The sequence below is a fragment of the Butyrivibrio sp. VCB2006 genome (assembly GCF_000420945.1).
In the GTDB taxonomy this organism is placed as follows: Bacteria; Bacillota; Clostridia; order Lachnospirales; family Lachnospiraceae; genus Butyrivibrio.
Genome location: NZ_ATVX01000001.1, coordinates 267,105 through 291,925, shown reverse-complemented (window position 1 = coordinate 291,925; position 24,821 = coordinate 267,105). Strand labels below are relative to the sequence as shown.

Genomic DNA, 24,821 nt, shown 5'->3' with positions numbered 1-24,821 from the left:
TGTACAAAATTGAAATTATGATTCAGATATGATTGAACATATGATTATAACATTTTATCTTTCCCAGGCTGCGGTTTTATAGGTATGAACCACGAACCTTTTTCCGCTTCCTGACTGGCCGCTACAGGTTGATAATGTTAAAAGACTAGGCCTGTTCGTAAAGTCAGCTTCTGCCGGTCTTGGATAGGATGAATGGTTCTGAATATATTCAAGGAGCTCATCGTAAGCCTCATCCGTTCCTACAACTTTGTACGCCTCACTTCCAACGGTTGTGATGTAATACCCAAATACGCGATATTGGAAGACGTAATCCTTTGTATATACATATACATATGGATTTTCCTGAAGTAAATGCTCATTACCGGTAGCATAGAGTTTTTTAAGGCTTCCGAACATGGATCCGTTTCTCATGTTGTGACCGAATACAATGTCGTGCATTCCCCTGAATTCCCTGTCGGAAAGAACATCCTCAAAAAGACATCCCGCCTTATTCACCTGTTTATCAAAGGTTAGGTGGATATATTCGTCCACCTCATTTTCTTTTACCACAGGATAGCTTATCTCCAGACAAGGGAAGTAGAGCCAAGCTACAATATCAGGATTTATTTCTTCCAGCTTGTCAAAATCGACCTGTATGAGTGGATAATCCACAATCTGTGACTCATCCTCTCCCTTCGGCCATGTCAATGCCAAAGATTTCAGCTCTTCATATTCATCGTCGGCTACTGCGTATTCTCGCTGATCGTCGTAGATTCTATACGCTTCATAGATGATAATGCCGAGGCATAATATAATGGCCAAAATTCTCAAAATTTTAAAAACTTTCTTATTCATAATCTTCCCCTCACAGATTAAAGTATAAAAAAGAAAACCATTATAACAAACATATATTTACTTTTAACAAATTAATATTATCACTTATATTTGCATACTGTATACTAAAGATGTATGAAAAAAATGGGAGGAATTTATAAAATGGAAGAAAAACATAGTATCTTTAAGAAGATTCACACAGATAGATTCAAATGGCATGATGCAATAGTCTTCACCGTGTTTCTTACCTTTTTCCTGATGATTGTAGGTAGCAACATAGGTTATCTTATTACAGGTGAACTTCTAGGCGGTCTTACAGCTAACGACAGAACCGGTTTTGCCACTATTTCCCTTGAATATTTCACTTTTATAGGTCTTTGGATAGCTTTCACTTTATACTGCTTTATTGTCAAAAAAAACAAGCCAATCCTTAAAACAATATGGACAAAGGCCCCGGGAAACACCATTAAAATGCTTCTTATAGGTCTTCTTGTTGGTTTTGGAACCAATTTATTCTGCGCAATATGCGCAATGATCAATAAGGACATTCATATTCATTATGATTCATTCCCAATTCTGCAGCTTATAGTTATTTTCCTGTGCGTGTTTGTTCAGTCCTCAGCTGAGGAGCTTATCTGCAGAGGATTTATGTATCAGAGACTAAGAAAAGCCTATAGACACCCGGCCGTTGCCATAATTGTCAACTCAGCGCTTTTTGCCTTCATTCACATTTTCAACCCCGGTGTAAGCGCCCTTGCTATATTAGACATCTTCATCACAGGTATTTTCTTCTCTCTTGTTGTTTACTACACTGACAGCCTTTGGTGCGCATTTGCCATACATGCTGCATGGAACTACATGCAGAACATTATTCTTGGCCTTCCAAACAGCGGCATTGTTTCGCCTTATTCAATATTCAAGTTAGATGCCACCACTGCCAAAGATTCCTTTGCATATAGCGTAGCCTTTGGACTTGAAGGAACCATCCTGGCTGTTACTGTAATGGCTCTGTGCTGTATCGCAGTATTCCTAATATATCATAAGAAAAACGTAAATCACTATGACCCTTGGAACTAATTTTGCTGACAACTACACAAACATCATATTTCACATAGACGTTAACTCTGCATTTCTATCCTGGTCTGCGGTAAAAAAGCTCAAGGAGGAGCCGGGCAGTATCGACCTTAGAACAGTCCCCTCCGCAGTTGGCGGTGATGTTAAAAGCCGCCATGGCATAATAACCGCCAAATCGATTCCTGCCAAAAAATACGGAATTGTAACCGGAGAACCTGTAGTTAAGGCCCTTCAGAAATGTCCTCAGCTTATACTTGTGCAGTCTGATTTTGGTACCTATAAGGAATATTCAAATGCCTTCATCGAGATAATCAACCGCTACTCTCCTATGATCCAGCAGGTTTCAATTGATGAAGCTTATGTAGATATGACCGGATCCAGAAGCATCTTTGCCGATACGGAAACTGAAGAATATCCATTTCCTCTTAATGTTGCCAAAATGATACGGGATGAAGTAAGGAATTCCTTGGGCTTTACGGTAAATATCGGTATATCCAGCAACAAACTTCTGGCAAAAATGGCCAGTGATTTTCAAAAGCCTGATAAAACTCATACTCTTTTCCCAGAGGAAATAGAAACAAAAATGTGGCCTCTCCCCATCGGAGACTTATATGGCTGCGGCAAATCTACGGCAGCAAGGCTTTCTTCCGTCGGTATAAGGACTATAGGTGATGCCGCCAAGGCTGATCCTGAGTTCTTGTATTCGATTCTTGGAGAAAATGGCGGAAGCTACATCTATGCCAGTGCCAATGGTATCGGAAGCACAAATGTATCCGTTGATTATGAGGACGCCAAGAGCTATTCAAACGAAACTACTCTTAAATCAGATCTTACAGCTGATTCCTATGATAAAGAGATAGTTCCTGTACTCAAACACCTGTCTGCCAGCGTCTCCAGACGTCTTAAAAGAGATCACGTCTACGGTCAGACCATTACTGTCAGTGTGAAGACTGGGAACTTTAAGCGCCACTCCTGTCAGATGAAAGCACAGGACCTTGTGGACGATGAAGCTACAATCTATGAGTACGCAAAGGTACTTTCAGATAAGCTTCTTTTGGGGGATAACGGACTCTTTATAAGAGGTGAGGTAATAAGACTTGTGGGAGTTGGAGTATCAAAGATTGATGATGGTTCATACAGACAGCTGAATCTTTTTGATGTAATGTCAAAAGAGCCACAGAAAACCACCGATAGCTCTGATTTTGACAAGAAATTTGAGAAACAGAAAAAGCTTGATAAAATGTCCGAAGAGATTGATTCAAGATTCGGAAAAGGAACCATATTTAAAGGGAGTAATCTGTAATACCATCAGACTACTCCCTCTTTTATACGTTTAGTTTATTGCTTTATATCTCCAAATTCCTTTTGGAGCTTTTTGATTATTCCAAGTATCGTATTCTCCTCATCAAAAAGATACACATAGCCATGGATTGACTTAGCTTTTTGTCTTAGTATCTTACAATGGCTCCAGACAAAGATTGCTGATCTTCCCTTGCCGTTTTTGGCTTCCTGGATAAGGTTTACACCGGCGCTGTTTCCGTCAAAGGCGATAACCATTGATGGGCGTCTTTCAAAAATCTCATAGTTGAAACTCTTATATATACCCATTCCCTCTGCCTCTGTGGATACCCTTATGGCTACCCCGGCTTTTTTGAATTTATCGATTTCTTTTGCAGACAAAAGAGCCGGAACAACTGCATAAATTCTAAAATTCTTCTTGTTATGCTCTACGAGATACTTCTCATACCCAGAGAACTTATGACCAATTACAAAGCATACCTCGTCGGGATTTAAGAATTCCAACATATCATCCAGCTGTTTAATGGCTGAATCCGTCATTCGAGTTGCCCTGTTTTCAGTGTTGAAGCTTCCGCCCATAAGAATAATCGGAAAGCGGTCCCAGGTAATATCCGAAATAATGTCCTTAAGCTCTGTATTGGCATCATAGCGTTTTTCAGCTTTTTTCCTAGTATTTGAGATCCTGACAGTCTGCATTTTCTCAAGCAGGACATCCTCCATATCCCTGTTTCCAACCAGCCTTTCAAAGGCAGCTTTTTTGTCGGAATAGGCCTTTCTGCTCTTTTCTATGATGCTGCTTTCCGTCTCCTTCATAAGGCGAAGGTCATTCTCGGAAAGATTAAGCAGCTTTTCAAGTGAAAGCTGTTCATCCAAAGAGGTGGTGCCATAAAGAGCTGCTCCGTCAGTTCCCTCTACGCACTTTATTCCTCTTTTCAAGTATTCTTTTAACGGGTGCTTATCTAGTGAGTTCAGGTTATTCAGTCTGACATTACTGGTTATCTGAAACTCCAGAACCACGTTGTTTTCTTTAAGTTCCTTTAGTACCTCTCTTCCTTTTTTTGAATTAAGAGAATAGGTATAAAGGCCATGTCCAAGCCTTATTCTGGGCATTTGTTGACCCTTGGCAAGAGAATCTCTTACGCACTGTATGGAATGAGCAATATTGTCCCTCAGAGAATCGTTTTCTCCAGCATGAACGCGGATTACAAAGGAAGGGTCCTTGGCTGCTATTTTGGCAAGCTCCTTGAATACCGGTTTAAGCACGATGATGTCGTTGATCTCTTCTCCTACAAAGTCACAACCTGCCACGTAAGGATCAAGGGATGTGGCCTTTAGAACCTCAAGATTCTGCTCCAGATAGTTTTCTGGAGTTACCGCATCCTTGATGATAGTTAAAGGAATCCTTCTCATAGCCGCAAGGAATCTGATCATTACACCGGTTTCCATGTATATTTTGGGCATTACCTCATGGACCTGCCTCAGCATTTCAATGGACTCGTATTTTTTAACAAGGGTTGTGTCACTAATTTCCGCATACTCAACTCCCTGTTTTTTGTAGTTTCTTGCTATCCACAAGAGCTTATCCTGAAAAATGGTATTATTGGAATAATCAGGATTCTCTTTGTCCTTAAGCATCTGAGTTAACGCTTTTTGTACGTCTCTGTCCGGGATCTGGGATATGTTGTTAAGGGGAATTTTTTCTTCACTCTCTTTTCCCTTTGCAAAGACATATCGATACAGATACACCTTCTCCAGGTTTGTGAAAACAGCCTGTCCATCCCTAATAATTCCTAAAGAGCCGCGAATTTTAACAATATTAAGTTCGGCATTATCAAGATTATTTAATATCAGATCTGCGAAATTGATGAAGGTATTATCATTGATTTTCCTATCAAGATACTTACCCTTAAGATCTGAAGACACAAACTGCCTTGCTACCTTTTCCCTCTGGGCCAGGGCCTTGACCCACTGAGCGTCAGTAAGCTGAAGTTCAAGCTTTTTAACATAATACAGGGGATACCTGATCTGATGATAGATTCCCAGCGCAATTAAAATATCAGCCGGAAGATTTCCGTTCATATGAGTATGTAGATCTGCTCTGAACTTGAGCTGTTTGGGAATATAGGTTCTGAAAAGTGTCTTGGAAAGATCCAGCCGATAGTCCTTGGTCTGACTCATAAGTGTCTTGGCGATGGCTGGAATAGCAGCCTTTGTTTCCACTCTTCCGTCGGGATAGATTGTAGCTACTTCTATATCCCCAAGTTTAAAAAGATAAATCTCTTCGCAGTTTGCATTTATGAAGCAAGGGACTTCTCCCTTGATAACAAGTTTGCCACCTTCATCTTCTGAAAGAGGCAAATTGCAGGTTTTCGCAAGGTTACTTATAAGATTTCCCGAATGATGATTGGGCGTTGCAAGAACATAAAAGAGCTTGTCCAGATCCTTATAGAGATTAACAACTATATCTTTTTCATTATCCAAAAAGAAAAATGTAAAATACGTCATAAGTTTCTCTCCAATTACTTCTAATGCAAGTCTATGCTGTATCGATAACTCTTTTCATGTCTTCAGGAATATCTGCAGATATACATATATTTTCTCCGGTAATCGGATGGTTAAACTCGATGTAACCTGCATGTAGCGCTGCCCTGGTAAGGCCATGGTTATCCGGTATTTCTTTTCCGTAAAAATTATCACCAAGAAGAGGATGCCCTAAATGTGCCATATGAACACGAATCTGATGGGTTCTCCCCGTATCAAGGTGGAGACGGACCAGAGCAAAATCCTCAAACTGCTTCTCAACTTTGTAATGAGTTATGGCTTCTTTTCCCTCGGGATGAACTTCCCTTATCATGCGCTCTTCCGGGCGCCTTCTGATAGGTTCATTCACAGTTCCATTTTGATTTTCAAAAACTCCGTAGCAAAGAGCCTGATACTCTTTTCTCCGAGACATACTGATGCAGTCATCATCTCCGTCTGTCTTTATCTGTTTGGCCATAAGGGCTGCCGCGTGACGATTCTTGGCAAAGATAACAAGTCCTGAGGTTTCACGGTCAAGCCTTCCTACTGTCCTTATAACATGCTGCTGACCGGTTCTTGCAAAGTATCCGGCCAGATAATTACTGAGAGAATCCATGTAATGGGCATATGAGGGATGTACAACCATATCCCCCGGCTTATTAACTATGATTAAATCCTCATCCTCAAAAACTAAATCCAGAGGGCCATCCGCCGGAACAATATCACCTGCATTATCATTATCTTCATAGATTCTGACAAATAACTCATCCCCCGGAAAAAGAGAATCTATAAGCCTTATGGGCATCTTCTCTTTAGTTGTAGCTCTGATACATGTAACTCCGTCTTCAAACTGTTTGCATCTGGAAATCTCGCGGCTTGAAAGCTTCATTATCTGCCGCATAACATCTCCGGCGGTAACATTGTCATCACATATGTATTTAAGTTCTCTGAAGCTCGTTTCCATCATTTATTTCTTTCTGCCAATTCAAGATAGTTTTCATTGTTTTTCTCCAGGTTATCTTTTGGAGTTAACTGTGAATTGATGATATTTTATCATTTTAATGATAGCACATAGAATCTGCACGGAATATAAAGCTTTTGTGAAAAATCAGAATATAAATATATCGCAATAACAAGGGAAAAGCTAGCAAGTTGTGGGTGGCTGAGGGCTTTGGCCTGGGATATATTATAGAAAGCATCACAGTATCAGATACTAAGGTGCTAATAAATGAAAAGGTAAAGAGAGAAAGGTATGAAAAAAAATAGTTTATTGGCAGCTCTTTTAGCTGCTACCCTTCTGGTTGGATGTGGGGTATCCAATCAGGAAAATGCTTCTGCATCGGCAAGTTCTACAGAAGCCGTAGTTGAAGAAAATGAATCAGCAGCTGTTGCAAGTAGCGAAAGTAACGCAGATGCAGCTATTGAGGCCTCATCAGAGGAAACATCAGAGGTTTTTGTGGATGATGTGGCCCTTAAGGATCTTTGCGCTGATTATTTCACATTGGGCGTAGGAATTAACGGAAGTGACCTGTTCAATCAGTGTCTCAATATCCCACAGTACATGGAATTATCCAAAAAGCATTTCAACAGCGTAACCATGAGTAACCTCATGAAGAGTTGCTATATTCTTGATCAGATGGGCTCTCAGGAGAGCCTTAAAAGCGGCGATGGAATGCCGGCCCTTAACTTTGCTTCAATTGATCCTACCCTGGAATGGTGTCAGGAAAACGACATGAAGATGCGCGGTCACACTCTCGTATGGCACACACAGGCTCCAAACTGGTTCTTCCGCGAGGGCTATACAGATGACGGTGAATACGTTGATAAAGATACTATGCTTAAGAGAATGGAAAGCTATATACAGCAGCTTATGACTCACTGCCAGGATGAATATCCCGGAGTTATCTATTGCTGGGACGTTGTAAATGAAGCCGTTGATCCCGACAGTGCCGATCCTGATTCCTATTTCAAGTGCAGAACCAAGTGCGGACAGGATCCTAACCCTTGGTACGATACTATCGGTGAGGACTACGTAGAGATGGCTTTTACCTACGCAAGAAAATATGCCGCTGACGATGTCAAGCTCTTTTACAATGACTATAACACTTTCCAGGCTCCCAAGACTGAAGGCATCGTTGCTCTTGCAACTTCCCTCAAGGAAAAAGGTCTGATCGATGGAATCGGTATGCAAGGCTATTGGGGAATCAAATATCCTTCAATAGATGAAATCAAGACTGCTATGACTAAGTTCGCTGATCTTAACCTTGAAATTCAGGTAACTGAGCTTTCTATCGGAGTAGATAAAGAGACTGACGCTGAATTTGAGAAACAGGCAGAGGCCTATAAGAAAGTCTTCGAGATGTTCAAAGAAATGGACACTCAGGGCGGTGGTCCTGCCAATATCACCAACGTCACAGTATTTGGCCTCGTAGACCACTACAGAGAAGGCGACAAGACCAATACCCGTCTATTTGACAAAGACTACCAGCCAAAGCCTGCATTTATCAAAGTAAGAGAAGTAATGGAGACCTATTGATAGGCGCTTCTCTCACAATTTATAGGAATTAAATCTGACATAAAATAATCCGTATGAGTTTGCATTTAAGCATTCTCATACGGATTTTTATTATTTGTTCTCAGTTGTCTCCAAGCTTTCCATCACTTTGGCAAATTCAGACTGATATATTTCTCCGTCTTTGGCGTGCTGTCTTGAAGCCTCTCTAATTAACTCCTTCGATAAAACTTCATGAGAAATAAATTTAAGATTATCTGTTGCTTTCATGCTCTTTAAGACAATCTGCTGCGACATAGGGCCTATCAAAAGAAGCTTCATTGCCTCTTCATCAGACAAATAGCCACTGGTAATTATCCCAAAAGTCTCATAGATCGTATCATTAGCAACCGGTCCCATTATCAGGTCATACTCTGCATAGGCATCGGGCTTAACCCTGCGATTGGAAAAGATATAATTAAACCACTCAGTATTCCTCTCAAACCTTTTTATCTTAAGAGAGCTTTCATCAAGACTGTAGCGGCTAATGATAATGTCTTTTCCGGGACTTTCTCTCACCCATTTGCGGGCAAAATCCAGACTGTCAGTAGTATAAAACCCCTGTCCAAAATCGGCATTCTTCCTGCCGTAGTGCACATCCGGATGTTCGATTATCTCATAGCTTGCATGGTACAGATCAATCATAAAAACTTACCTTTGGGAGATTTTCTGATTCTCCAAGCTTATACCAGTTCAATATTTCTTGTAGCTATAACATCAACACCTGTTCCGGCTACATCCTTGATAAGAACATCTCCGATGTGTGCCGGTGCAGCTACAGTTGCAGCATCGATATCCTTCATAACCTCAAAAATCTTGTTCTTTGGAATATCGCTTGCAGTCTTGCAGGATACTCTCTCTTTGTCACCGCCTATGATCTTAACAGTGCTGGTAACAATTCTTGTAGGATTAACTACTTCTTTTCTGGCATATATATCACCCTTAGGGCAGGTGTTTCCTGTAACCTCGGTAACTTCACCGTTCTCCATTGATACGGTAAGCTGACATCCCATAGGGCATCCGATACATGTAAGTTCTCTCTTTTCCATGATCATCACTCCTTCTCAATCTTAACAGTAATCTTCTTAAGTCCTGCCTTCTCCTGAAGCTGGCTCTTACGAAGTACGATCTGCTCCATTTCGCCCGGAGCAAGGATTCTCTTCTGGTTGTGCATTACTCTCTCGTCATCAAAGTAAACGCTGACAAAAGAATTCTTGTAAACATCACCAACACGGAATCTTACTGTTAAAAGATCATCCATTCTATCTACGTTAATGGTGCTTGGAACTGTATATCTTGCTCCATCAGTAGCAGTAACCTCGATTATCTCGCTATTACCAGCTTCCTTGCAGCCATCATTTATGTATTTAACAGCGTTTTGGCCTGCTCTCTTTGCTTCTTCAGAAACATAGTCAACAAGGTCATGAACATGAAGAACGTTACCACATGCAAACACTCCAGGGATGTTAGTCTCAAGGGACTCATTAACAACCGGGCCTGAAGTAATAGGACTCATAGTAACTCCAGCTGCTCTAGACAGCTCGTTCTCAGGAATAAGTCCGCAGGAAAGAAGAAGTGTATCGCAGGTGTATCTTTCCTCTGTTCCTGGGATTGGCTTTCTGTCAGGGCCAACCTCAGCGATAGTAACTGCTGTCACATGCTCTTTTCCCTCAATATCAACAACTGTGTGTGAGAGCTTAAGAGGAATTCCATAGTCATCAAGGCACTGAACAATGTTTCTCTTAAGTCCGCCCGAATAAGGCATAAGCTCTGCTACAACCTTAACCTTAGCGCCTTCCAGTGTCATACGGCGTGCCATGATAAGTCCGATATCACCGGATCCGAGGATAACTACCTCTCTTCCGGGCATATAACCTTCGATATTAACAAGTCTCTGTGCTGTACCTGCTGAGAAAATACCGGCAGGTCTGTAACCAGGAATGTTCAGAGCTCCACGAGGCCTTTCTCTGCAGCCCATAGCAAGGATTACAGCCTTAGCCGGAATCTGGAACATTCCGTCTTCTCTGTTCATGGCTGTTACTGTCTTATCCTCAGCAATGTCCATTACCATTGTATTAAGCTTGTATTCAATTCCAAGGTCCAGAACCTGCTTGATAAATCTGTATGCATATTCAGGGCCTGTAAGTTCTTCTTTGAAGGTGTGAAGTCCAAAACCATTGTGAATACACTGATTCAGGATTCCGCCCAGTTCGTGATCTCTTTCAAGGATAAGGATGCTGTCATTTCCGGCTTCCTTGGCAGCTACTGCTGCTGCGAGGCCTGCAGGACCACCACCAACTATAACTATATCGTATGTCTTCATGTCCTTTATACCTCCCCTTTGGTTCTCTCTATTACAATATTTGATTTGCCGCCTGACTTGGTTATCTCTTCATAGGAAAGTCCAAGCTCGCGGTTAAGGATTTCCATAGTTCTTGGTGAGCAGAAGCCTGCCTGGCATCTACCCATTCCTGCACGGGTTCTGCGCTTAACACCGTCGAGGGATCTTGCGCCGAGAGGTCTGTGAATAGCATCAAGGATTTCACCCTCTGTGATAGATTCGCATCTGCAAACGATGGTTCCGTAAGCTGGATTTTCTTTTATCAGCTTGTTCATCTCTTCTACAGAAAGACCTTCTGTTCTTGTGATGCCCTTTCTTGTTCCGATCCAGTTCTCTTTCTCGGTAAGGTTCATCTTCTCTTTAAGCATATCGCCAACCATCTCACCGATTGCAGGTGAAGCAGAAAGGCCTGGAGACTCGATTCCGGCTACATCGATAAAGCAAGGTGCATCCTTAACTTCTTCGATTACAAACTCATGTCTCTCAAGATGAGCACGGAGTCCTGCAAAAGAAGTAATTACATTTCTCATTGGAAGGTTTCTGACATTCTCAGAAGCCTTAGCCTGAAGTTCATCGATTCCTGCAGCTGTTGTGGCTGTGCCCTCTTTATTCTCAATATCAATAGCTGTAGGTCCTACAAGGAGGTTTCCATGTACAGTAGGTGTTACCAGAACGCCCTTACCGAACTTAGTAGGCTGTGGAAAAATAGTGTGTGACACATATCCGCCAACCTGCTTATCAAGAAGGCAGTAGTCACCACGTCTCTCAATAATGTGCATCTTGTCAGCACTTACCATGTTGTGGATCTTGTCAGCGTAAACACCTGCTGCGTTAACAACATATCTAGCCTTGTATTCACCATTGTTGGTGCGAAGGTGCCAAAGTCCATCCTCGCCCTTCTTGATATCCTCAACTCTTGTGTTAAATCTGAATTCTACGCCGTTTACATTGGCATTTTCTGCCATAGCGATAGTAAGCTCAAATGGGCAGATGATTCCGCCTGTTGGAGCATATAAAGCGCCTTCTACGTTGTCTGAAAGATTTGGCTCCATCTCAAGAGCTTCTTCTCTACTTAAGATCTTGAGGCCTTTAACACCGTTTTTTACGCCTCTTTCATAGAGAACCTTAAGGCCATCAAGTTCTTCCTTGTGGATGCAGACAACCATTGAACCATTTCTCTTAAATGGAATATCAAGATCTCTTGCGAGATCATCCATCATCTCATTGCCCTTTACATTAAGCTTAGCCATAAGTGAGCCTTCATCAGCATCAAATCCAGCATGAACAATGGCTGAGTTTGCCTTGGATGTTCCTTCGCAGACATCTTCACATTTCTCAAGTACGCATACGCTTGCGTTGTAGCGTGAAAGCTGTCTTGCAATCGCACTTCCGGATACGCCGGCACCAATTACAATTACGTCAAACATAATAATCTCCTCTTTCTCTTATCCTATATATCCCTATATATTTATGACTTATCTGTATTTCTTCTGATACAACTTAGATTTATGCTTCCTTGGCCCAGCCTCTTGTGGATGCCACAGCCTGCTGCCAGCCCTTAATTTCTTTTTCTCTCATTTCCTTGTCCATGGAAGAAGCAAATGTACGCTCTATAGCCCAGTTGCTGCAAACATCGTCTCTGTCCTTCCAAAAGCCTACTGCATATCCGGCCAGATAAGCAGCTCCAAGAGCAGTAGTCTCAACGCAGCTTGGTCTTATTACATTTGTATTGATAATGTCAGCCTGGAACTGCATCAGGAAGTTATTCTTGGAAGCGCCGCCGTCAACACGAAGTGAGGTGAGCTTCTTGCCTGTATCAAGCTCCATGGCATGAAGTACATCATAGGTCTGGAATGCCAGTGACTCCAGTGTTGCCCTGATAATGTGGTACTTGTTAACGCCTCGTGTAAGACCTACTATCGCACCTCTTGCATATGGATCCCAATATGGAGCACCAAGACCTGTAAATGCCGGAACTACGTAACAACCGTTTGTATCGTTAACTCTTGTTGCAAAGTATTCTGAATCCGGCGCCGAATCAATGGCTCTAAGCTCATCTCTAAGCCACTGGATCGCAGCTCCTGCCACATATACAGAACCTTCAAGAGCGTAAGTAACCTTGCCGTTAATTCCCCAGGCAATTGTTGTAAGAAGATCGTTCTTGGAGAATATTGGCTTATCTCCTGTATTCATCAACATAAAGCAGCCTGTTCCATAAGTATTCTTGGCATCTCCCTCATTAAAGCAGGTCTGACCGAAAAGCGCTGCCTGCTGGTCACCGGCTGCACCGGCAATCTTGATAGGTCCGCCAAAGAATTCCGGATCACTTTCTCCATAAATGCAGCTGCTTGGTTTAACCTCAGGAAGCATGCAGGTTGGAATCTGTAAAAGCTCGCACAGCTCTTCATCCCACTCAAGGGTGTTGATGTTGAAAAGAAGTGTTCTGGAAGCGTTTGAATAATCTGTTACATGAACCGCTCCCTTAGTGAGCTTGTAAATAAGCCAGGAATCCACAGTTCCAAAGCAAAGCTCGCCATTTTCTGCCTTTTTTCTTGCTCCCTCAACATTATCAAGAATCCATCTTATCTTGGTTCCTGAGAAATATGGATCAAACTTAAGACCTGTCTTCTGCTGGAATTTCTCAACAATGCCTGGAACATCTTTTTTCATCTGTTCAGCAAAATCTGCTGTTCTACGGCACTGCCAGACAATAGCCTTTGAAATGGGCTGTCCTGTCTTTCTATCCCAAACAATTACAGTTTCACGCTGATTGGTAATACCAATCGAAGCGATATCTTCAAAGGTTGCATCTATCTTACTCATTGCTTCACGAGCCACAGACAGCTGTGTCTGCCAGATTTCACTGGCATCATGCTCAACCCAGCCCGGCTGAGGAAAGAACTGTGTAAATTCCTTCTGCGCAACACTACACATCTCTCCCTTCTCATTAAAGAGAATACATCTGTTGCTAGTTGTACCTGAATCCAATGCCATTACATATTTTGCCATACCTAAAACTCCTTTTTACTAATGATTAAACACTCATCTGACTAATTCATTCTGATTGTTTTATAATCCCCAAACATCTTCATTGGTAGAGGAAATTGCTATTGCTCCTGCCTCTAAGGCATTCATAACATCTTCTTTGTCAGAGATAAGTCCCCCAGCTATTATTGGAACTCTGCTGACTTTATTTATCTTTTTGATCATCTTGGGCATCACTATACCCGGAAGAAACTCTATAAGGTCCGGTTTAACGCCTGATGCCTTGGACTGCTTCTCTATATTGGTAAGAGCCATACTGTCCAGAATAAAGTATCTTAGGACCGTGCTAAGACCAAGCTCCTTGGCATGAGGAATAAGATTGCTCTTCGTTGTAATGATTCCATCAGCCTTGGTATTGTTCTTAATAAAATCAATGCACACATCTCTTGAATTATTAAGACCAGTGATCAGATCTATGTGCACCATAGCAACTTTTCCTGCTGTCTTAATCTCATCCACGATATCTGAAATCGTACACACATCTCCATATAAAACAAAAATGATTTCCACATCCTCCTTAAGCGCTGTCCTAAGGCCATCATGGTCCTTGACCGCAGCAATTATAGGATTTTGTTCAATCTTATCTATAAATTCCCGATTCTCCATGTATCCTCGCTAAGTTTAATAACTATGTACCTCGTCAAGTTCTCTGCACAAAAAAATGAGCGCAAAAAGGAAGCAGAGGTCCTCCCTCTTGCTTACCCTTTGCTCTCATCTCTAAGGTTCATAATTAATAATTTTTCCATGTGAATATAATAGGCTTTCGCGCTAAAAAACGCAACAAGTTATAAATAGTTTCCGCGTTTTTTCACAATTTTTGTTGCAAGTGCACAATTTGAGCATCTCATTTTGTATGAAATGACAGTACCCTCAAAGGATACAACAATTATTTATTCTACAACTCTGCTATCCATATACTTATCTATAACCTTATATATCTCCATGTTAGGATCATCAATCATCCGAATAGTCGTATCAAGCTGAAGCAGTTTATCCTGGGTTGCAGATCTCTTTTCCCAGGCAGGAAGAAGTTCCGTGGATTTGCTGCCGTCGGCATTTATAAGAAATCCGTTAGGATCTCCTGTATACGCAAAGTTTACCCAGTAGCTCTGCATAATCTCTGAAAGCTTGTAATCTTCCTCGTCGTAAAGCCCCGGATGTCTCCACAGATTGCCATAGGCATAGGGAAGCTCTCCTGCATGATAATTGGACAAAAGGTTATTGGTCTTGGTGAAATAGTACTCGTAGGCGGGCCTATTCTGCTGAATCATGTAGTTATTCCATACATAGTGGGAATAGCTAAACCACATGGCACTATAGGCCACATTCAGAGCGCCCTTTGCTTCTCCCAAAGCGTCAACTATAAAGTGCTGATCTCTTTGAGGAAGTGTCGGAGGAACTACAGAAGCCATTTCATGGGCATATTCTCCCATATTATCCGCAAGCAGCTCTTCATAATTTTCATTAGTTGCCTTAGTGTTCAAAAGAAATGCATCCGACTCTTTTACGTTAAATCCATTAAGAAGGGCCTGCTCATGATTCTCACCCTTTTCATATGTAAGATAAGGCTGCTCAACAATGGCATAACCATCCACTGTCATGGATGAATTCTGAGTTTTGGTCTTAACAAGTTCCGATGCAGGAATGCTTCGAAGTTCTTCTGAGGAAGACACTCCAAACTCTTCCCTTACCTTACCACCGGTCTCTATCGCATCTTCATAATATCTAAAGGTATGAAATGGCTCTTTTGCCACAATACCACTAGACTCTGCAATGGCATATCTAAACAGTCCCTTAGTCAGAGGTGACACACAAAGTGCATTCACACTGGATGAGCCTGCTGATTCCCCTGCAATTGTAATCTTATTCTTGTCTCCGCCAAAGTATTCGATATTATCGTAAACCCACTGAAGGGCTGCAATCTGGTCAAGAAGGCCATAGTTACCTGTTGTGCCGTTTGGAGACTCTGCCTTAAGATCATCGGCTGCATAGTATCCAAAGACACCCAGTCTGTAAGCAAAGTTTACAAACACTACTCCTTTTTGGGCTAAATCTTCACCCCTGTACTCTGTATATGAAGACTGACCTGTTGTAAGGGATCCACCATGTACATAGAAAATTACAGGAAGAAGTTCATCATCGGAATCATTATTATCACTCGTCCCGGATAAAGAGTTTGTGTTTATTCTGGCATCTGCAGGTGTAAAGACATTGATATACAGGCAGTCTTCACTTGTTTCCTCAACATATTCATCACCAAACTTAATCTGATAGTCGTGCCAGCCAAGAATATGGGAAAGTGAATCTACAAATATTGACCCACTTGTCTGCATGGCCCTTGGTCCAAAATGATCAAATGTCCTTACTCCATCCCAGCCTTCGGGGGCCTGAGGCTCTTTATACCTAAGTTCACCAACAGGAGCCTTGGCATATGGAATTCCGGCGTACACCTTCGCAGTATGGTCCTTGTTATATACTCCGGTAAGCTGTCCCTGTGGAATTGTCACAACTTCAGTCACATCGGGATTCTTATTATCGACAGCAGGAGTTCTTTTTACAGGAGGTTGAGTCAGTATGTAGTTTAGAACCAGCACTGCTGCAAATACCAAAAAGGCAATTATTGTTCTTTTTGCACCGCTTCCCTTTTTGTAAAACAGACTTCTGTAAACAAGCATTGCTATCGTAGCCAGAATGCCAATAATCCAGCCTGCAATAACATTCTTGGAAAGCTCAAGAACTGCAATGTATATAATTCCAATGAGTATTACGCAGATATAGTATCCTATCATCTTTCATTACCTCCGTGTATTATTCGAATATCCGTAAAACTTATATTTTTGACATTGATTGTATGCAATTATATTTTATTATCATACTTATGTCAATTATCAATATAATAATCGTCTAACCATTTATCTATGTTTGGTATATAATGTTATTAGGATACAGCCATCAATTCTACAAAAGGAGACTATTATGTCATTAGGAAGAGAAGACCTTATTCATTCACTTGCAAAATCAATGGGAATGGGTGATGCCCAGAAAGCCAAGTACACTGCAGGCAAGTACAATCCTGACACCGGCAGTATCTTTTGTAATGGTCATGTTATAACAAAGCAGACAATCGAGCAGTCTCGAATCTATTTCCACAATCAGTACAGAAAGCTTGCAAGTAAAGACGATGAAGGGGCAAAAGATATGGCTTCTATCTACGAAGTTGCCCTTGAAGCAATTGACATGATGATCGAAAGCGGAAAACCTGACACTCCGCAGTAAGCAACTACGCAACTAGTAACTCCGGTAAGTAATCCCCCTTACTCCCCCACTGCTTCATAGGCAGTATAATAGGTTTCAATCCTGTCAAACTTGTAGTAGGCATCTCCTTTTATGGCTGCACTACTTCCGGGTTCGATGCATACCTCTCCTGAATTCTGAGGTATCATCCAAATGCAGTCCACAAGCTCTTCCCCATCAAAAAATAGCACGTAAGCATCTACTTTAGCCTTTTTATTGCTGGTATTCATAGCAGTAACAAAGGCTGAATTTTCTACGATTTCCCCAAGTACCGCCACATCGTCATATAGATTTTCTTCGTAAGGTTCCCTCTTGGAAATCAAGAACTCATACATAGCCGGAAGCACGCTTCCAAGCTCCTTCTTATCAAATCTTCCTTCAAACACGAATTTCTCGCCGTTTTTAACAACTTCCACTGTCTTATTTGACGTTGCAAGCTCATTTCCATCTTCATCTCTTGCTGTAAAAAGACATTCAAACCTGCAGTCTTTCCCTGTCTCATTCTGAAGAACCAGCACCGGATTACAGTTGTGATCGTCTTCTCTGAAGTACTGTCCCAAAATAAGTGTGCCTATAGGAAGGCCGCCGTAGGATGGCATATTATCGTCTGACGCAGCTTTTTTGCTTGCGCCGTAGCCACTATTCTTACCCTCGTCCAAACTGTCTATACTCTCAAAGATGCTGTCCTGGCCAAGTTCAAGTGCTATTTTCTCAGAAGCCTCTTTTCCGTTCTTATCGCCAAAATCACTCTGTCCGCTTCCTTCCTGATCCAGCGCATTAGTATCCGTATTCCCATTTAAAGTTCCGTCATCTCCGGCAGGACTCCAGTCTTCGTATTTATCCTCTATACTAATTCCGTCATCAGACGCAACAACACCATCTGCCACATAATACATTCCATCAGAATTATCAACCGTGGTCATCATAAAATCATCATCATTGTTCTTTACCATTCCGCTCATATCGAAGCCAAGCTTGGTGTAATTATCATAGATGATCTGGGTAAGCGTACTAAGCCCCTGGGGCTTATCATAGGGCAGCTTAAGTCCATAGGTATTCAGATACATAACTATTGGGAGCAGTATTCCGACAAAAGAGATTGCCAGCGACCTGACAGTCATTATAGATTTCTCATCCTTTAAGTTGAGAATATTCAGAACAAAGGCAAAAACAGAGGGAATTAGTCCCACAAAGCCAAAGGATGTAATTAGACCCAGTATAGATATTATCAGAGCAATTGTTGTTATATGCATGAAATTCCCTCTCATTTTCTGTGCATATTTTACAAAAATTATTTCAATATAAATGTCAATACTTGTATCTATTTATTTTTGTACTACAATATATTGTAGTTAAGAAATGATTTTTATTTCGTATGTATTGTTGTATGAGGAGGGTGTAGATTATGAGTAATGTTGCTGATATTGAGGCGCTTGATTCAAGTGTTATTCGCAACATCCTTCGCTCCATGGCCAATGAACACTGGTCAGTAGCTGAGGCATTGGACGAGTACGATATTCCGGAAGAGCTTCGTAGTGAGTATGAATCTCAAATTGAAGAATGCTTTGTAGATTGATTTCTACAATCACTAGTTGAACTATCAGACCGCTATGATCAGCGGTCTTTTTTTTCGTCCTTTAAAAGGTCCATTCCCACATCGTAGACCTTGCCTTCACAGGCGTCTATAAGCCACTTAGCCATGGTTATTCCGTTTTCAGTAAACAAAAGAAAATGCGGCTCACGGACACTGGTATGCACTGTTCCGCCCATGGTAATAAGCGGTATCTTCCAGTCGTCTATGAACATTCCAAACTTTGGTGTGATCTCCTTTAGCTCTTTTACCATTTCCTGAAGCTGCTTGTAGTATTCAAGCTGAACATCCTGATCAGTCTTGTACTTCTTGTTGATAATATCGTTGTAATAAGCGCTCAGAAGATAATCGTAGATAGAGCTGGAGTATAAATATCTGAACCTGTCACCATACTTGGCATAAAGAGCCTTGTACCAGTCCAACGTAATATTCTCGGTGTGAATTGCTTTCCAGGTGGCCTCCTTGGTCATCCAGATATTCTTGGCAGTCTTCCTCCAGTTCTTGTACAAAAGCTGCCCACTGTCAGAAAACAGCGTAATATTCCTAGCTTTTGGATAATAGTCATCAACTATCTCACCTGCAAGAGCAGGAACTGCAAAGGCTCCGGCGGAATTACCAGCTATCAGGAGTGTACTTGGATTTGGAAAAAGAGATTTGGCAATCTTCATACTCTCAAGAAAATTCACATATCCATGAAAATGAAGAATGTTGTTCTGGCCATCCTCACCTACATAAGGATAATCATTATTACCTACATGGAAATCCCCTGTAGCATAGGTAATTACAACAAAACCCCAATCCCTGAAAGGATTCTTGTCTGTGATAATATCTGTAATTCCCACATTGATATTCATTATCTGAGTAAATGGGCGCAGGTTATTCCAATAGTAATTGGGAAGACCTGCAGCAACTTTGCCGCCTGTTACAGGTCTTGCCGCTGTATATTCGTTGTAGGCAACACCACCTCCGGACAGGAACACGCACAGTTTGTCCGGATCGGCTAGTTTCACGTAAATATGGTACTCAGAGCCATCTCCTGAAAGACCTTTTTCAAGGGGCACCTTATACCAGGTCATCTTCTCAGGTCTTTCGGGAAGGTCCGGGGCCTTAAAAGAACTCTCTTCTATAGCCTTACCAATTCTGTTTTCTACAAAGTCACCAACCTTGGAAGCAAAGACAATTCCACGTTTGAAGTTATTTTTATTAAGTCCGTCCTTTAGACTCATGGTTGTCTCCCACTAGTAATTGATGATAATCATCACATGTTGAACATTTTTTCCGATGCTCTCTTAAGATCTCTGAATCTGAAGATAATAAGCCCGGCTATAAGGATCAAATAAACCATGATCACGCAAACTGCGGGCCAGGTAAACTTATTCATACCGTTTCTGATGAATATTATCTGCAAAAGAGCCATCACAAGATCAAGCACCAGATAAAGAATGTATTCATCAAGTCTTAGCTTAAGAATCTTGGCTGTAACTATCGTTACTATAGCAAGGCCCAATAGCGTACTTGGTATCATCCACATCACGCTCCAGCCAATAAATCCCGTTCTAAGATCTACGTAAACATCGACTATTATGGCCACTATAACTTCAAAGGTAATAACTTTGATCAGATTATTTCTGATGTACATAGTGGTTACGATAGTTGCCCATCCAACCAGTATTCCCAGCATAGTAACGCCGATAAAAGAATATCTGCCGTCAGTCATATAGTTGATTGTTCCAAACACAATCTCAGAAGCAATAAACAAAAAGGTAACTATCTTAAAAAGTGTTATACTGCTGACCTTTTTCTTTTTCAAAGTTGGGAAAGGAGCTTCCGGCTCTCCATCTGTCTGTTTGAGCTGTCCCTGGCATAATGGACAGCAAGCCTTTCGGCCTCTTATATTAACCTTACATTTAGGACAATACTGCATTTTTTACTCCTTGTCGTAATCATTTGTTCCAAGCTCTACTTCCAGGCCCATCTCTGTGAGGCACCTGAAGAAATTAAGCATACTCTTGTGAGTCTTGTAGGGTGAGCATTCACCGAAGGTAAGCCTGTCCTTGTAAGAGCAAACTGTAATCTGCTGGCTTGCTGCAGTCATGAACGCACTAAAGCCCTCAATATAATCTGCAACCTCCTCAGGCATCTTGATCTGTCCGAGGTTTGACATCGAACTTGTAACGCCCTTCTTGGCCGCTCTGTCAAAGTAGCCTATGCCTAAATCCTTGATTGGAAGCGGAATCATCTTGATTCCAATATTATGCTCAAGAGCCGCATAGGAATTCATGGTTTTCTCAATATTGTCCGGGGCAAGCTTTTCTTTGAAATCCTTATCAACCTTGCTGATAATACTGCTCATCTGTCCGTCATAATCCGCCGGATCATAATCAATATTGATAACTCCAAAGAAATTTCTGCTGGTTCCGGATTTGAAGTACTGACGAAGATTAACAGGAACACTGACAACAATATGCTTTCTTCTCTGTGCCCTGTTCATGCCTTGGATAATTGCCTTGATATACACTGCAACACACATAACACCTACTGTAGTGTTGTTCTCATGGGCTATGTCAAGGAACTTCTTGGCAGATATTGTGCCCTCAATCAAATGAGGCAAAAGATTGTCATCAATCTCACCATTTAACTGGTAAGCCTTGACTGAACGCATCTCCTTCAGCTGTTTCAGACCCTTTTGTTTGCTGTAAAAGTCCGTGAAAGCATCCACGTTTTTTTCCTCAATGGAAAACTCATCTGTGGGCTTAATATCAGCATCTATGCCATGCTTGATCACAAGGTACCTTGTCAAAAGATTTTTGAAGAACATGAATGCTCCTGTACCATCCGCCAAAACATGGAACATTTCCAGATTAATTCTGTTGTTATAGTAATTTACTCTATACAAAAGGTTCTTACGTCCCGGAATATACAGCGGAAGACAGGCCGGTGTATTCTCCTCCTCCACTATCTCCCGAAGGTCACTTTCTTCCAGGTAATACCAGAATGCCCCCCTGTGCAACACGCAGTTAAAGATAGGAAATTCTTCTATAATTTCATCCAGAGCCTGCTGCAGAATGTCTTCGTCCACCTGCTCAGTCAGCTGACAGGTAAGTCTGAAGACTCTGGTATTTGCGCCTTTTGCAGTTGATGGTACAATTTTGGCCGCATTATCCAGTTTGTACCAGTTGTTACTCTTTTCCATTCAGTTATGATTCCTTTTTAGTATTCTCTAGTCTTTCAGTCACAACATCCATAGACCCCCGGCTCATTCTGTAGATAACATCCTCCAGGGATATAAATTTCTTGTTTCTGATAAATTTCAGATATTTAGGTGTGAATCTCATCTTGATACCCTTAGGCTCAATTCCGGTATTCACCTTACTCTGAATTGTATCGCAGGTATCTGTTGCATCGTGAGTCATGCTCTTAGAAAGAATGCACAGAAGTGTTCCTGCCGTACGTACAAGTCCCTCAATATTAGGGTCTTCAGACACATCAAGAGATTGGAGTGCCCCAACGGACCATCTTTTCAGGTTATGGTAAATGCCATATTCAAGATCAAGCTCCACAAGCTTCTCATTAGTGCCATCATATAGCCAGACTTCATTGCCTTTAACAAACATGTCGCTTACCTGGAAAAGACCTCCCTCAAAGGGGAACTTGATTCCACAGGCATCACACCCTGTAAGCAGAACATTGGAATTTATTTCGCTTACCCTGTTTTCGTTTTCAAACTCATCCTCATCTATGGTGAAGTTAGGTTCTTCTATTTCTTCCAGATTAGGAGCTTCATCGGTTGGCTCTACATAGATTGTAGGCGCCTTCTCTTTTACCTCCTCTAAAATCTCATCGGCTTCATCATTCTTCTTGGAGATTCTGGCCTTCTCTTCATGCCTTATGAGATATGAACCAAAGCCCGGAGTCTGTACTGTGAATCTGTCGGTTCTACACTCTTCGAAAGGACCGGCTACAGGGTTAATGCCTCTTTTCCTTCCGAAATAATCTCTGTCAAAAATTATCTCTGTTCCGTCAGGATTTTCGAATCTTGCCTCCGGTTCAAAGGCAACTCCCAAAACAGCAGAGTTAACAGGCATAGTTATATTTCTAGGCAGATACTCATAGAGATTGGTATGAAGTGTATATCTGCCCTCTTCTTCGTCGATATAGAAGCTTATCTTGTGGTCTTTGTCCACATGGCACTTCTCAGTATCGCAGGGCCTTGCCCCGTTAAAATATGCATTACCTGACATGTAAACAGGCAAGTGATCATAGTAATGATCCTTGGAACCCTTATCTTTTTCTGCGCCCTTATAAAAGCCCGAGAAATACTCAGAAGCAGTCGGATAAGCATTATATGGGCATGTTCCGCAGATGAAATTATTCTTGTCGATAGTATCAGCATCCTTGGATACACAGTACTCCAAAAGATCCTGACGCACGTTCCTCTGCAGGAAAATGTTGTTATAGAATCTGGCATCACCATGAAGAATTGTCATAAAGCCTGCAATCTTGGTAGAATGTGGCACATGATATGGTGTGTACCTGTTTGTAGCAAATCTTTTACCACCGTTGTCTGTTCCGTTTCCAACATAGGTAAAAGAGCCAGCGATAAAGTTATGTACAAAGGCTATTCCCTGGGTACTGAGCCTGCAGGCAATATCCGACAGTAGCAGGTTATGATCCACGATAGTCGGGCCATGAGATACCTCTACAAAGATATCTTCTCCAAGGGAAAGACCATTGTCAATGATGGTCCCCTCCGGTGGCACGTTGTCATGCAGGAAGTTCTGACTTACTCTTGTGCCCTGGGCCTCCCAGTCAAGCCAGATTCCCCTTGTACAATGATCAATGTGGTTACGTCTTATTATGGTGTCGATTGCAGCATGAAGTTTAATTCCACCAATCTCAGCACCTGCAAGGTTATGCTTGTTGTTAATATGATGAATATGGTTATCTTCAATTACGCAGAAGGCTCCGCCAAGATGTCCCACAATACCCGTCTGACCACAGTCATGAATATCGCAGCGCCTTACAATGTGGGATCCAACATTCTCTTTATCCCAGCCATCATTTACAGCCTGGCACACAGCATCTCTTTGGGTCTGAGTTCCATCTTTTACCCAGTTTGTGGTCCACTTATTGTTATTGCCCTTCTGATAATACTTGCCCAGAGAGATACCACTGCACTTCGACTCGCAAATATCGCAGTCCTCAATGATCCATCCTTTGGACCAATGGGGACCTATCATACCTTCCTGAACAGCTGTAGGAGGCGCCCACTGGGTTGCAGCGCACCTGATGCTAAAGCCTGATACTGTAATGTAATCAAGCCCCTCTTTTTCTGGATAAAAACAAGCCTTTCTGACTGATAGCTCGACATTTTCTATATTCGGATTCTTACCTTGAAAATTAGCATAGATAACGGTCTCATCGTTCTCCTGGGCTGTATACCAGACATACTCTGTAAAGCCGGGATCCCAGGACCTCTTGTCTTTCATGGGATGCATGCATGTATTTAAATCAAAAACCTCATACATGGATTTGCCGTTTAAATATATATCTCCGGTGTGGGGAATGTTGTCAGAAGCTGAGAACCAGTCCCCATGAACAGTATCCACGTAAGGGTTGTAGTTTCCAAAGAAGCTATTAGGAATTCTGATTCTCCAAACATTTTCAAACTGCTCAAAACCGCGCAGTTCTTCCGCACCTGTGATTATAGCCTCAGATCTTGAGGTAGAAATATATGTGATTCGCTTATCCTTAGTACCGGAATTAACCGGTTTAACCCACTCTCTGTATATTCCAGGGCCAACAAATACTGTATCACCTGCATTTGCAAGCTGTGCAGCTTCCTGTATGGTCTTAAATGGGTGATTAACAGTTCCATCACCACTCCGAAGCACATTACCAGCTACATATATCTGCATATATACCCCCTCCTTCAAGTCCGCGAACCCATGCTTAAAATGGATTCCTATAAATGAATTATTCTAAGAACGAGAACAAGATTTACATACATAATAATTATATCATGTTTTATGCACTTCTTTTGCTGATTAGGATTTTTCAATATTGATATTTTCTGTATAAGTTATTTTGCAAATTACATCTTTAATGAATACGTTCAAATGCTATATAATATTACTTACTAAGTGTAAGGAGTTAAGCTATGGGACGAATGAAATACATATATGCAATAGCAATACTAGCAGGATTCATACTGGCGGGACTGCTTGTCAGTTCTTTAGGTAGATTATTCTAATTTCTCTAAGATAAATAGTAAGGCCGAAACCATGATGGTT

20 protein-coding genes are annotated in these 24,821 nt (G+C 41.6%); 5 read left to right on the top strand and 15 right to left on the bottom strand.

The features are described 5' to 3' along the window. Positions 1–54: 54 nt before the first annotated feature. On the bottom strand, positions 55–834 hold the full coding sequence (locus tag G613_RS0101255) for a class B sortase (RefSeq protein ID WP_029230917.1): 780 nt from the start codon (positions 832–834) through the stop codon (positions 55–57). 141 nt (positions 835–975) lie between these two features. Here G613_RS0101255 and G613_RS19385 point away from each other — a divergent pair, with 141 nt between their 5' ends. Together G613_RS19385 and G613_RS0101245 are read left to right on the top strand one after the other, a co-directional pair. Next, entirely contained in the window at positions 976–1,890 is a 915-nt protein-coding gene (locus G613_RS19385; protein WP_029230916.1) for a CPBP family intramembrane glutamic endopeptidase, read from the top strand. After that, complete coding sequence (locus tag G613_RS0101245; protein WP_029230915.1) at positions 1,874–3,190, top strand: DNA polymerase Y family protein; 1,317 nt, start codon at positions 1,874–1,876, stop codon at positions 3,188–3,190. Before G613_RS19385 ends, G613_RS0101245 begins: the two co-directional genes overlap by 17 nt. A 35-nt stretch (positions 3,191–3,225) precedes the next feature. On the opposite strand, the gene G613_RS0101240 is transcribed toward G613_RS0101245, so the two are convergent. Together G613_RS0101240 and G613_RS0101235 are read right to left on the bottom strand one after the other, a co-directional pair. Continuing rightward, a complete protein-coding gene (locus G613_RS0101240; protein WP_029230914.1) occupies positions 3,226–5,691 on the bottom strand; it encodes an adenosine deaminase in 2,466 nt (821 codons plus the stop codon). Positions 5,692–5,722: 31 nt separating this feature from the next. Continuing rightward, positions 5,723–6,673 carry an RluA family pseudouridine synthase gene (locus G613_RS0101235; protein WP_081647723.1) on the bottom strand — a complete coding sequence of 317 codons (951 nt, stop codon included), beginning with the start codon at positions 6,671–6,673 and terminating at the stop codon, positions 5,723–5,725. Between the two features lie 285 nt (positions 6,674–6,958). Between G613_RS0101235 and G613_RS0101225 the strand changes: the two genes are divergently transcribed. Continuing rightward, positions 6,959–8,242 carry an endo-1,4-beta-xylanase gene (locus G613_RS0101225; RefSeq protein WP_029230912.1) on the top strand — a complete coding sequence of 428 codons (1,284 nt, stop codon included), beginning with the start codon at positions 6,959–6,961 and terminating at the stop codon, positions 8,240–8,242. Between the two features lie 90 nt (positions 8,243–8,332). Here the strand turns inward: G613_RS0101225 and G613_RS0101220 are convergent, their stop codons facing one another. The 7 genes from G613_RS0101220 to G613_RS0101190 all read right to left on the bottom strand — a co-directional run bounded on the left by G613_RS0101220 (position 8,333) and on the right by G613_RS0101190 (position 16,432). Further along, positions 8,333–8,902, bottom strand: coding sequence for a DUF3990 domain-containing protein (locus G613_RS0101220; protein WP_029230911.1), 570 nt, complete (start codon positions 8,900–8,902; stop codon positions 8,333–8,335). Between the two features lie 38 nt (positions 8,903–8,940). Continuing rightward, on the bottom strand, positions 8,941–9,306 hold the full coding sequence (locus G613_RS0101215) for a DUF1667 domain-containing protein (RefSeq protein ID WP_029230910.1): 366 nt from the start codon (positions 9,304–9,306) through the stop codon (positions 8,941–8,943). A gap of 5 nt (positions 9,307–9,311) precedes the next feature. Next, entirely contained in the window at positions 9,312–10,580 is a 1,269-nt protein-coding gene (locus G613_RS0101210) for an NAD(P)/FAD-dependent oxidoreductase (protein WP_029230909.1), read from the bottom strand. A 5-nt stretch (positions 10,581–10,585) separates the two neighbouring features. Then, complete coding sequence (locus tag G613_RS0101205) at positions 10,586–12,025, bottom strand: NAD(P)/FAD-dependent oxidoreductase (RefSeq protein WP_029230908.1); 1,440 nt, start codon at positions 12,023–12,025, stop codon at positions 10,586–10,588. A 79-nt stretch (positions 12,026–12,104) separates the two neighbouring features. Beyond that, the gene (gene glpK, locus G613_RS0101200) at positions 12,105–13,607 is read right to left on the bottom strand and encodes a glycerol kinase GlpK (RefSeq protein WP_029230907.1); all 1,503 of its coding nucleotides are present in this window, start codon (positions 13,605–13,607) and stop codon (positions 12,105–12,107) included. A 60-nt stretch (positions 13,608–13,667) separates the two neighbouring features. Beyond that, positions 13,668–14,249 carry a glycerol-3-phosphate responsive antiterminator gene (locus tag G613_RS0101195; protein ID WP_029230906.1) on the bottom strand — a complete coding sequence of 194 codons (582 nt, stop codon included), beginning with the start codon at positions 14,247–14,249 and terminating at the stop codon, positions 13,668–13,670. Between the two features lie 284 nt (positions 14,250–14,533). Beyond that, positions 14,534–16,432, bottom strand: coding sequence for a carboxylesterase/lipase family protein (locus tag G613_RS0101190; protein WP_029230905.1), 1,899 nt, complete (start codon positions 16,430–16,432; stop codon positions 14,534–14,536). 187 nt (positions 16,433–16,619) lie between these two features. Here G613_RS0101190 and G613_RS0101185 point away from each other — a divergent pair, with 187 nt between their 5' ends. Further along, positions 16,620–16,919, top strand: a complete 300-nt coding sequence (locus G613_RS0101185; RefSeq protein WP_029230904.1) for a hypothetical protein — start codon at positions 16,620–16,622, stop codon at positions 16,917–16,919. 38 nt (positions 16,920–16,957) lie between these two features. Here the strand turns inward: G613_RS0101185 and G613_RS0101180 are convergent, their stop codons facing one another. Beyond that, the gene (locus tag G613_RS0101180; protein ID WP_029230903.1) at positions 16,958–18,190 is read right to left on the bottom strand and encodes a hypothetical protein; all 1,233 of its coding nucleotides are present in this window, start codon (positions 18,188–18,190) and stop codon (positions 16,958–16,960) included. A gap of 152 nt (positions 18,191–18,342) precedes the next feature. On the opposite strand from G613_RS0101180, the gene G613_RS19380 reads away from it, so the two are divergent. Continuing rightward, the gene (locus tag G613_RS19380; RefSeq protein WP_155828002.1) at positions 18,343–18,513 is read left to right on the top strand and encodes a hypothetical protein; all 171 of its coding nucleotides are present in this window, start codon (positions 18,343–18,345) and stop codon (positions 18,511–18,513) included. Positions 18,514–18,551: 38 nt separating this feature from the next. Here G613_RS19380 and G613_RS0101170 read toward each other — a convergent pair whose 3' ends face one another. From G613_RS0101170 to G613_RS0101155, 4 genes are read right to left on the bottom strand one after another with little or no spacing between them, the layout of a single operon-like run. Beyond that, complete coding sequence (locus G613_RS0101170) at positions 18,552–19,754, bottom strand: pectin acetylesterase-family hydrolase (protein ID WP_029230902.1); 1,203 nt, start codon at positions 19,752–19,754, stop codon at positions 18,552–18,554. Positions 19,755–19,786: 32 nt separating this feature from the next. After that, entirely contained in the window at positions 19,787–20,452 is a 666-nt protein-coding gene (locus G613_RS0101165; protein ID WP_029230901.1) for a DUF6320 domain-containing protein, read from the bottom strand. Positions 20,453–20,455: 3 nt separating this feature from the next. Then, complete coding sequence (locus tag G613_RS0101160) at positions 20,456–21,721, bottom strand: hypothetical protein (RefSeq protein WP_029230900.1); 1,266 nt, start codon at positions 21,719–21,721, stop codon at positions 20,456–20,458. 4 nt (positions 21,722–21,725) lie between these two features. Next, positions 21,726–24,446, bottom strand: a complete 2,721-nt coding sequence (locus tag G613_RS0101155; protein ID WP_029230899.1) for a right-handed parallel beta-helix repeat-containing protein — start codon at positions 24,444–24,446, stop codon at positions 21,726–21,728. Positions 24,447–24,821 lie beyond the last annotated feature (375 nt).

What these genes read in the sequence shown, in the direction of transcription:
- G613_RS0101160 (WP_029230900.1), bottom strand. Translation starts at nt 21,721, where the DNA reads ATGGAAAAGAGTAACAACTGGTACAAACTGGATAATGCGGCCAAAATT.
- G613_RS0101210 (WP_029230909.1), bottom strand. Translation starts at nt 10,580, where the DNA reads ATGAAGACATACGATATAGTTATAGTTGGTGGTGGTCCTGCAGGCCTC.
- G613_RS0101215 (WP_029230910.1), bottom strand. Translation starts at nt 9,306, where the DNA reads ATGGAAAAGAGAGAACTTACATGTATCGGATGCCCTATGGGATGTCAG.
- G613_RS0101190 (WP_029230905.1), bottom strand. Translation starts at nt 16,432, where the DNA reads ATGATAGGATACTATATCTGCGTAATACTCATTGGAATTATATACATT.
- G613_RS19385 (WP_029230916.1), top strand. Translation starts at nt 976, where the DNA reads ATGGAAGAAAAACATAGTATCTTTAAGAAGATTCACACAGATAGATTC.
- G613_RS0101245 (WP_029230915.1), top strand. Translation starts at nt 1,874, where the DNA reads ATGACCCTTGGAACTAATTTTGCTGACAACTACACAAACATCATATTT.
- G613_RS0101165 (WP_029230901.1), bottom strand. Translation starts at nt 20,452, where the DNA reads ATGCAGTATTGTCCTAAATGTAAGGTTAATATAAGAGGCCGAAAGGCT.
- G613_RS0101170 (WP_029230902.1), bottom strand. Translation starts at nt 19,754, where the DNA reads ATGAGTCTAAAGGACGGACTTAATAAAAATAACTTCAAACGTGGAATT.
- G613_RS0101195 (WP_029230906.1), bottom strand. Translation starts at nt 14,249, where the DNA reads ATGGAGAATCGGGAATTTATAGATAAGATTGAACAAAATCCTATAATT.
- G613_RS0101255 (WP_029230917.1), bottom strand. Translation starts at nt 834, where the DNA reads ATGAATAAGAAAGTTTTTAAAATTTTGAGAATTTTGGCCATTATATTA.
- G613_RS0101155 (WP_029230899.1), bottom strand. Translation starts at nt 24,446, where the DNA reads ATGCAGATATATGTAGCTGGTAATGTGCTTCGGAGTGGTGATGGAACT.
- G613_RS19380 (WP_155828002.1), top strand. Translation starts at nt 18,343, where the DNA reads ATGAGTAATGTTGCTGATATTGAGGCGCTTGATTCAAGTGTTATTCGC.
- G613_RS0101185 (WP_029230904.1), top strand. Translation starts at nt 16,620, where the DNA reads ATGTCATTAGGAAGAGAAGACCTTATTCATTCACTTGCAAAATCAATG.
- G613_RS0101235 (WP_081647723.1), bottom strand. Translation starts at nt 6,673, where the DNA reads ATGATGGAAACGAGCTTCAGAGAACTTAAATACATATGTGATGACAAT.
- G613_RS0101205 (WP_029230908.1), bottom strand. Translation starts at nt 12,025, where the DNA reads ATGTTTGACGTAATTGTAATTGGTGCCGGCGTATCCGGAAGTGCGATT.
- G613_RS0101180 (WP_029230903.1), bottom strand. Translation starts at nt 18,190, where the DNA reads ATGCATATAACAACAATTGCTCTGATAATATCTATACTGGGTCTAATT.
- glpK (WP_029230907.1), bottom strand. Translation starts at nt 13,607, where the DNA reads ATGGCAAAATATGTAATGGCATTGGATTCAGGTACAACTAGCAACAGA.
- G613_RS0101240 (WP_029230914.1), bottom strand. Translation starts at nt 5,691, where the DNA reads ATGACGTATTTTACATTTTTCTTTTTGGATAATGAAAAAGATATAGTT.
- G613_RS0101225 (WP_029230912.1), top strand. Translation starts at nt 6,959, where the DNA reads ATGAAAAAAAATAGTTTATTGGCAGCTCTTTTAGCTGCTACCCTTCTG.
- G613_RS0101220 (WP_029230911.1), bottom strand. Translation starts at nt 8,902, where the DNA reads ATGATTGATCTGTACCATGCAAGCTATGAGATAATCGAACATCCGGAT.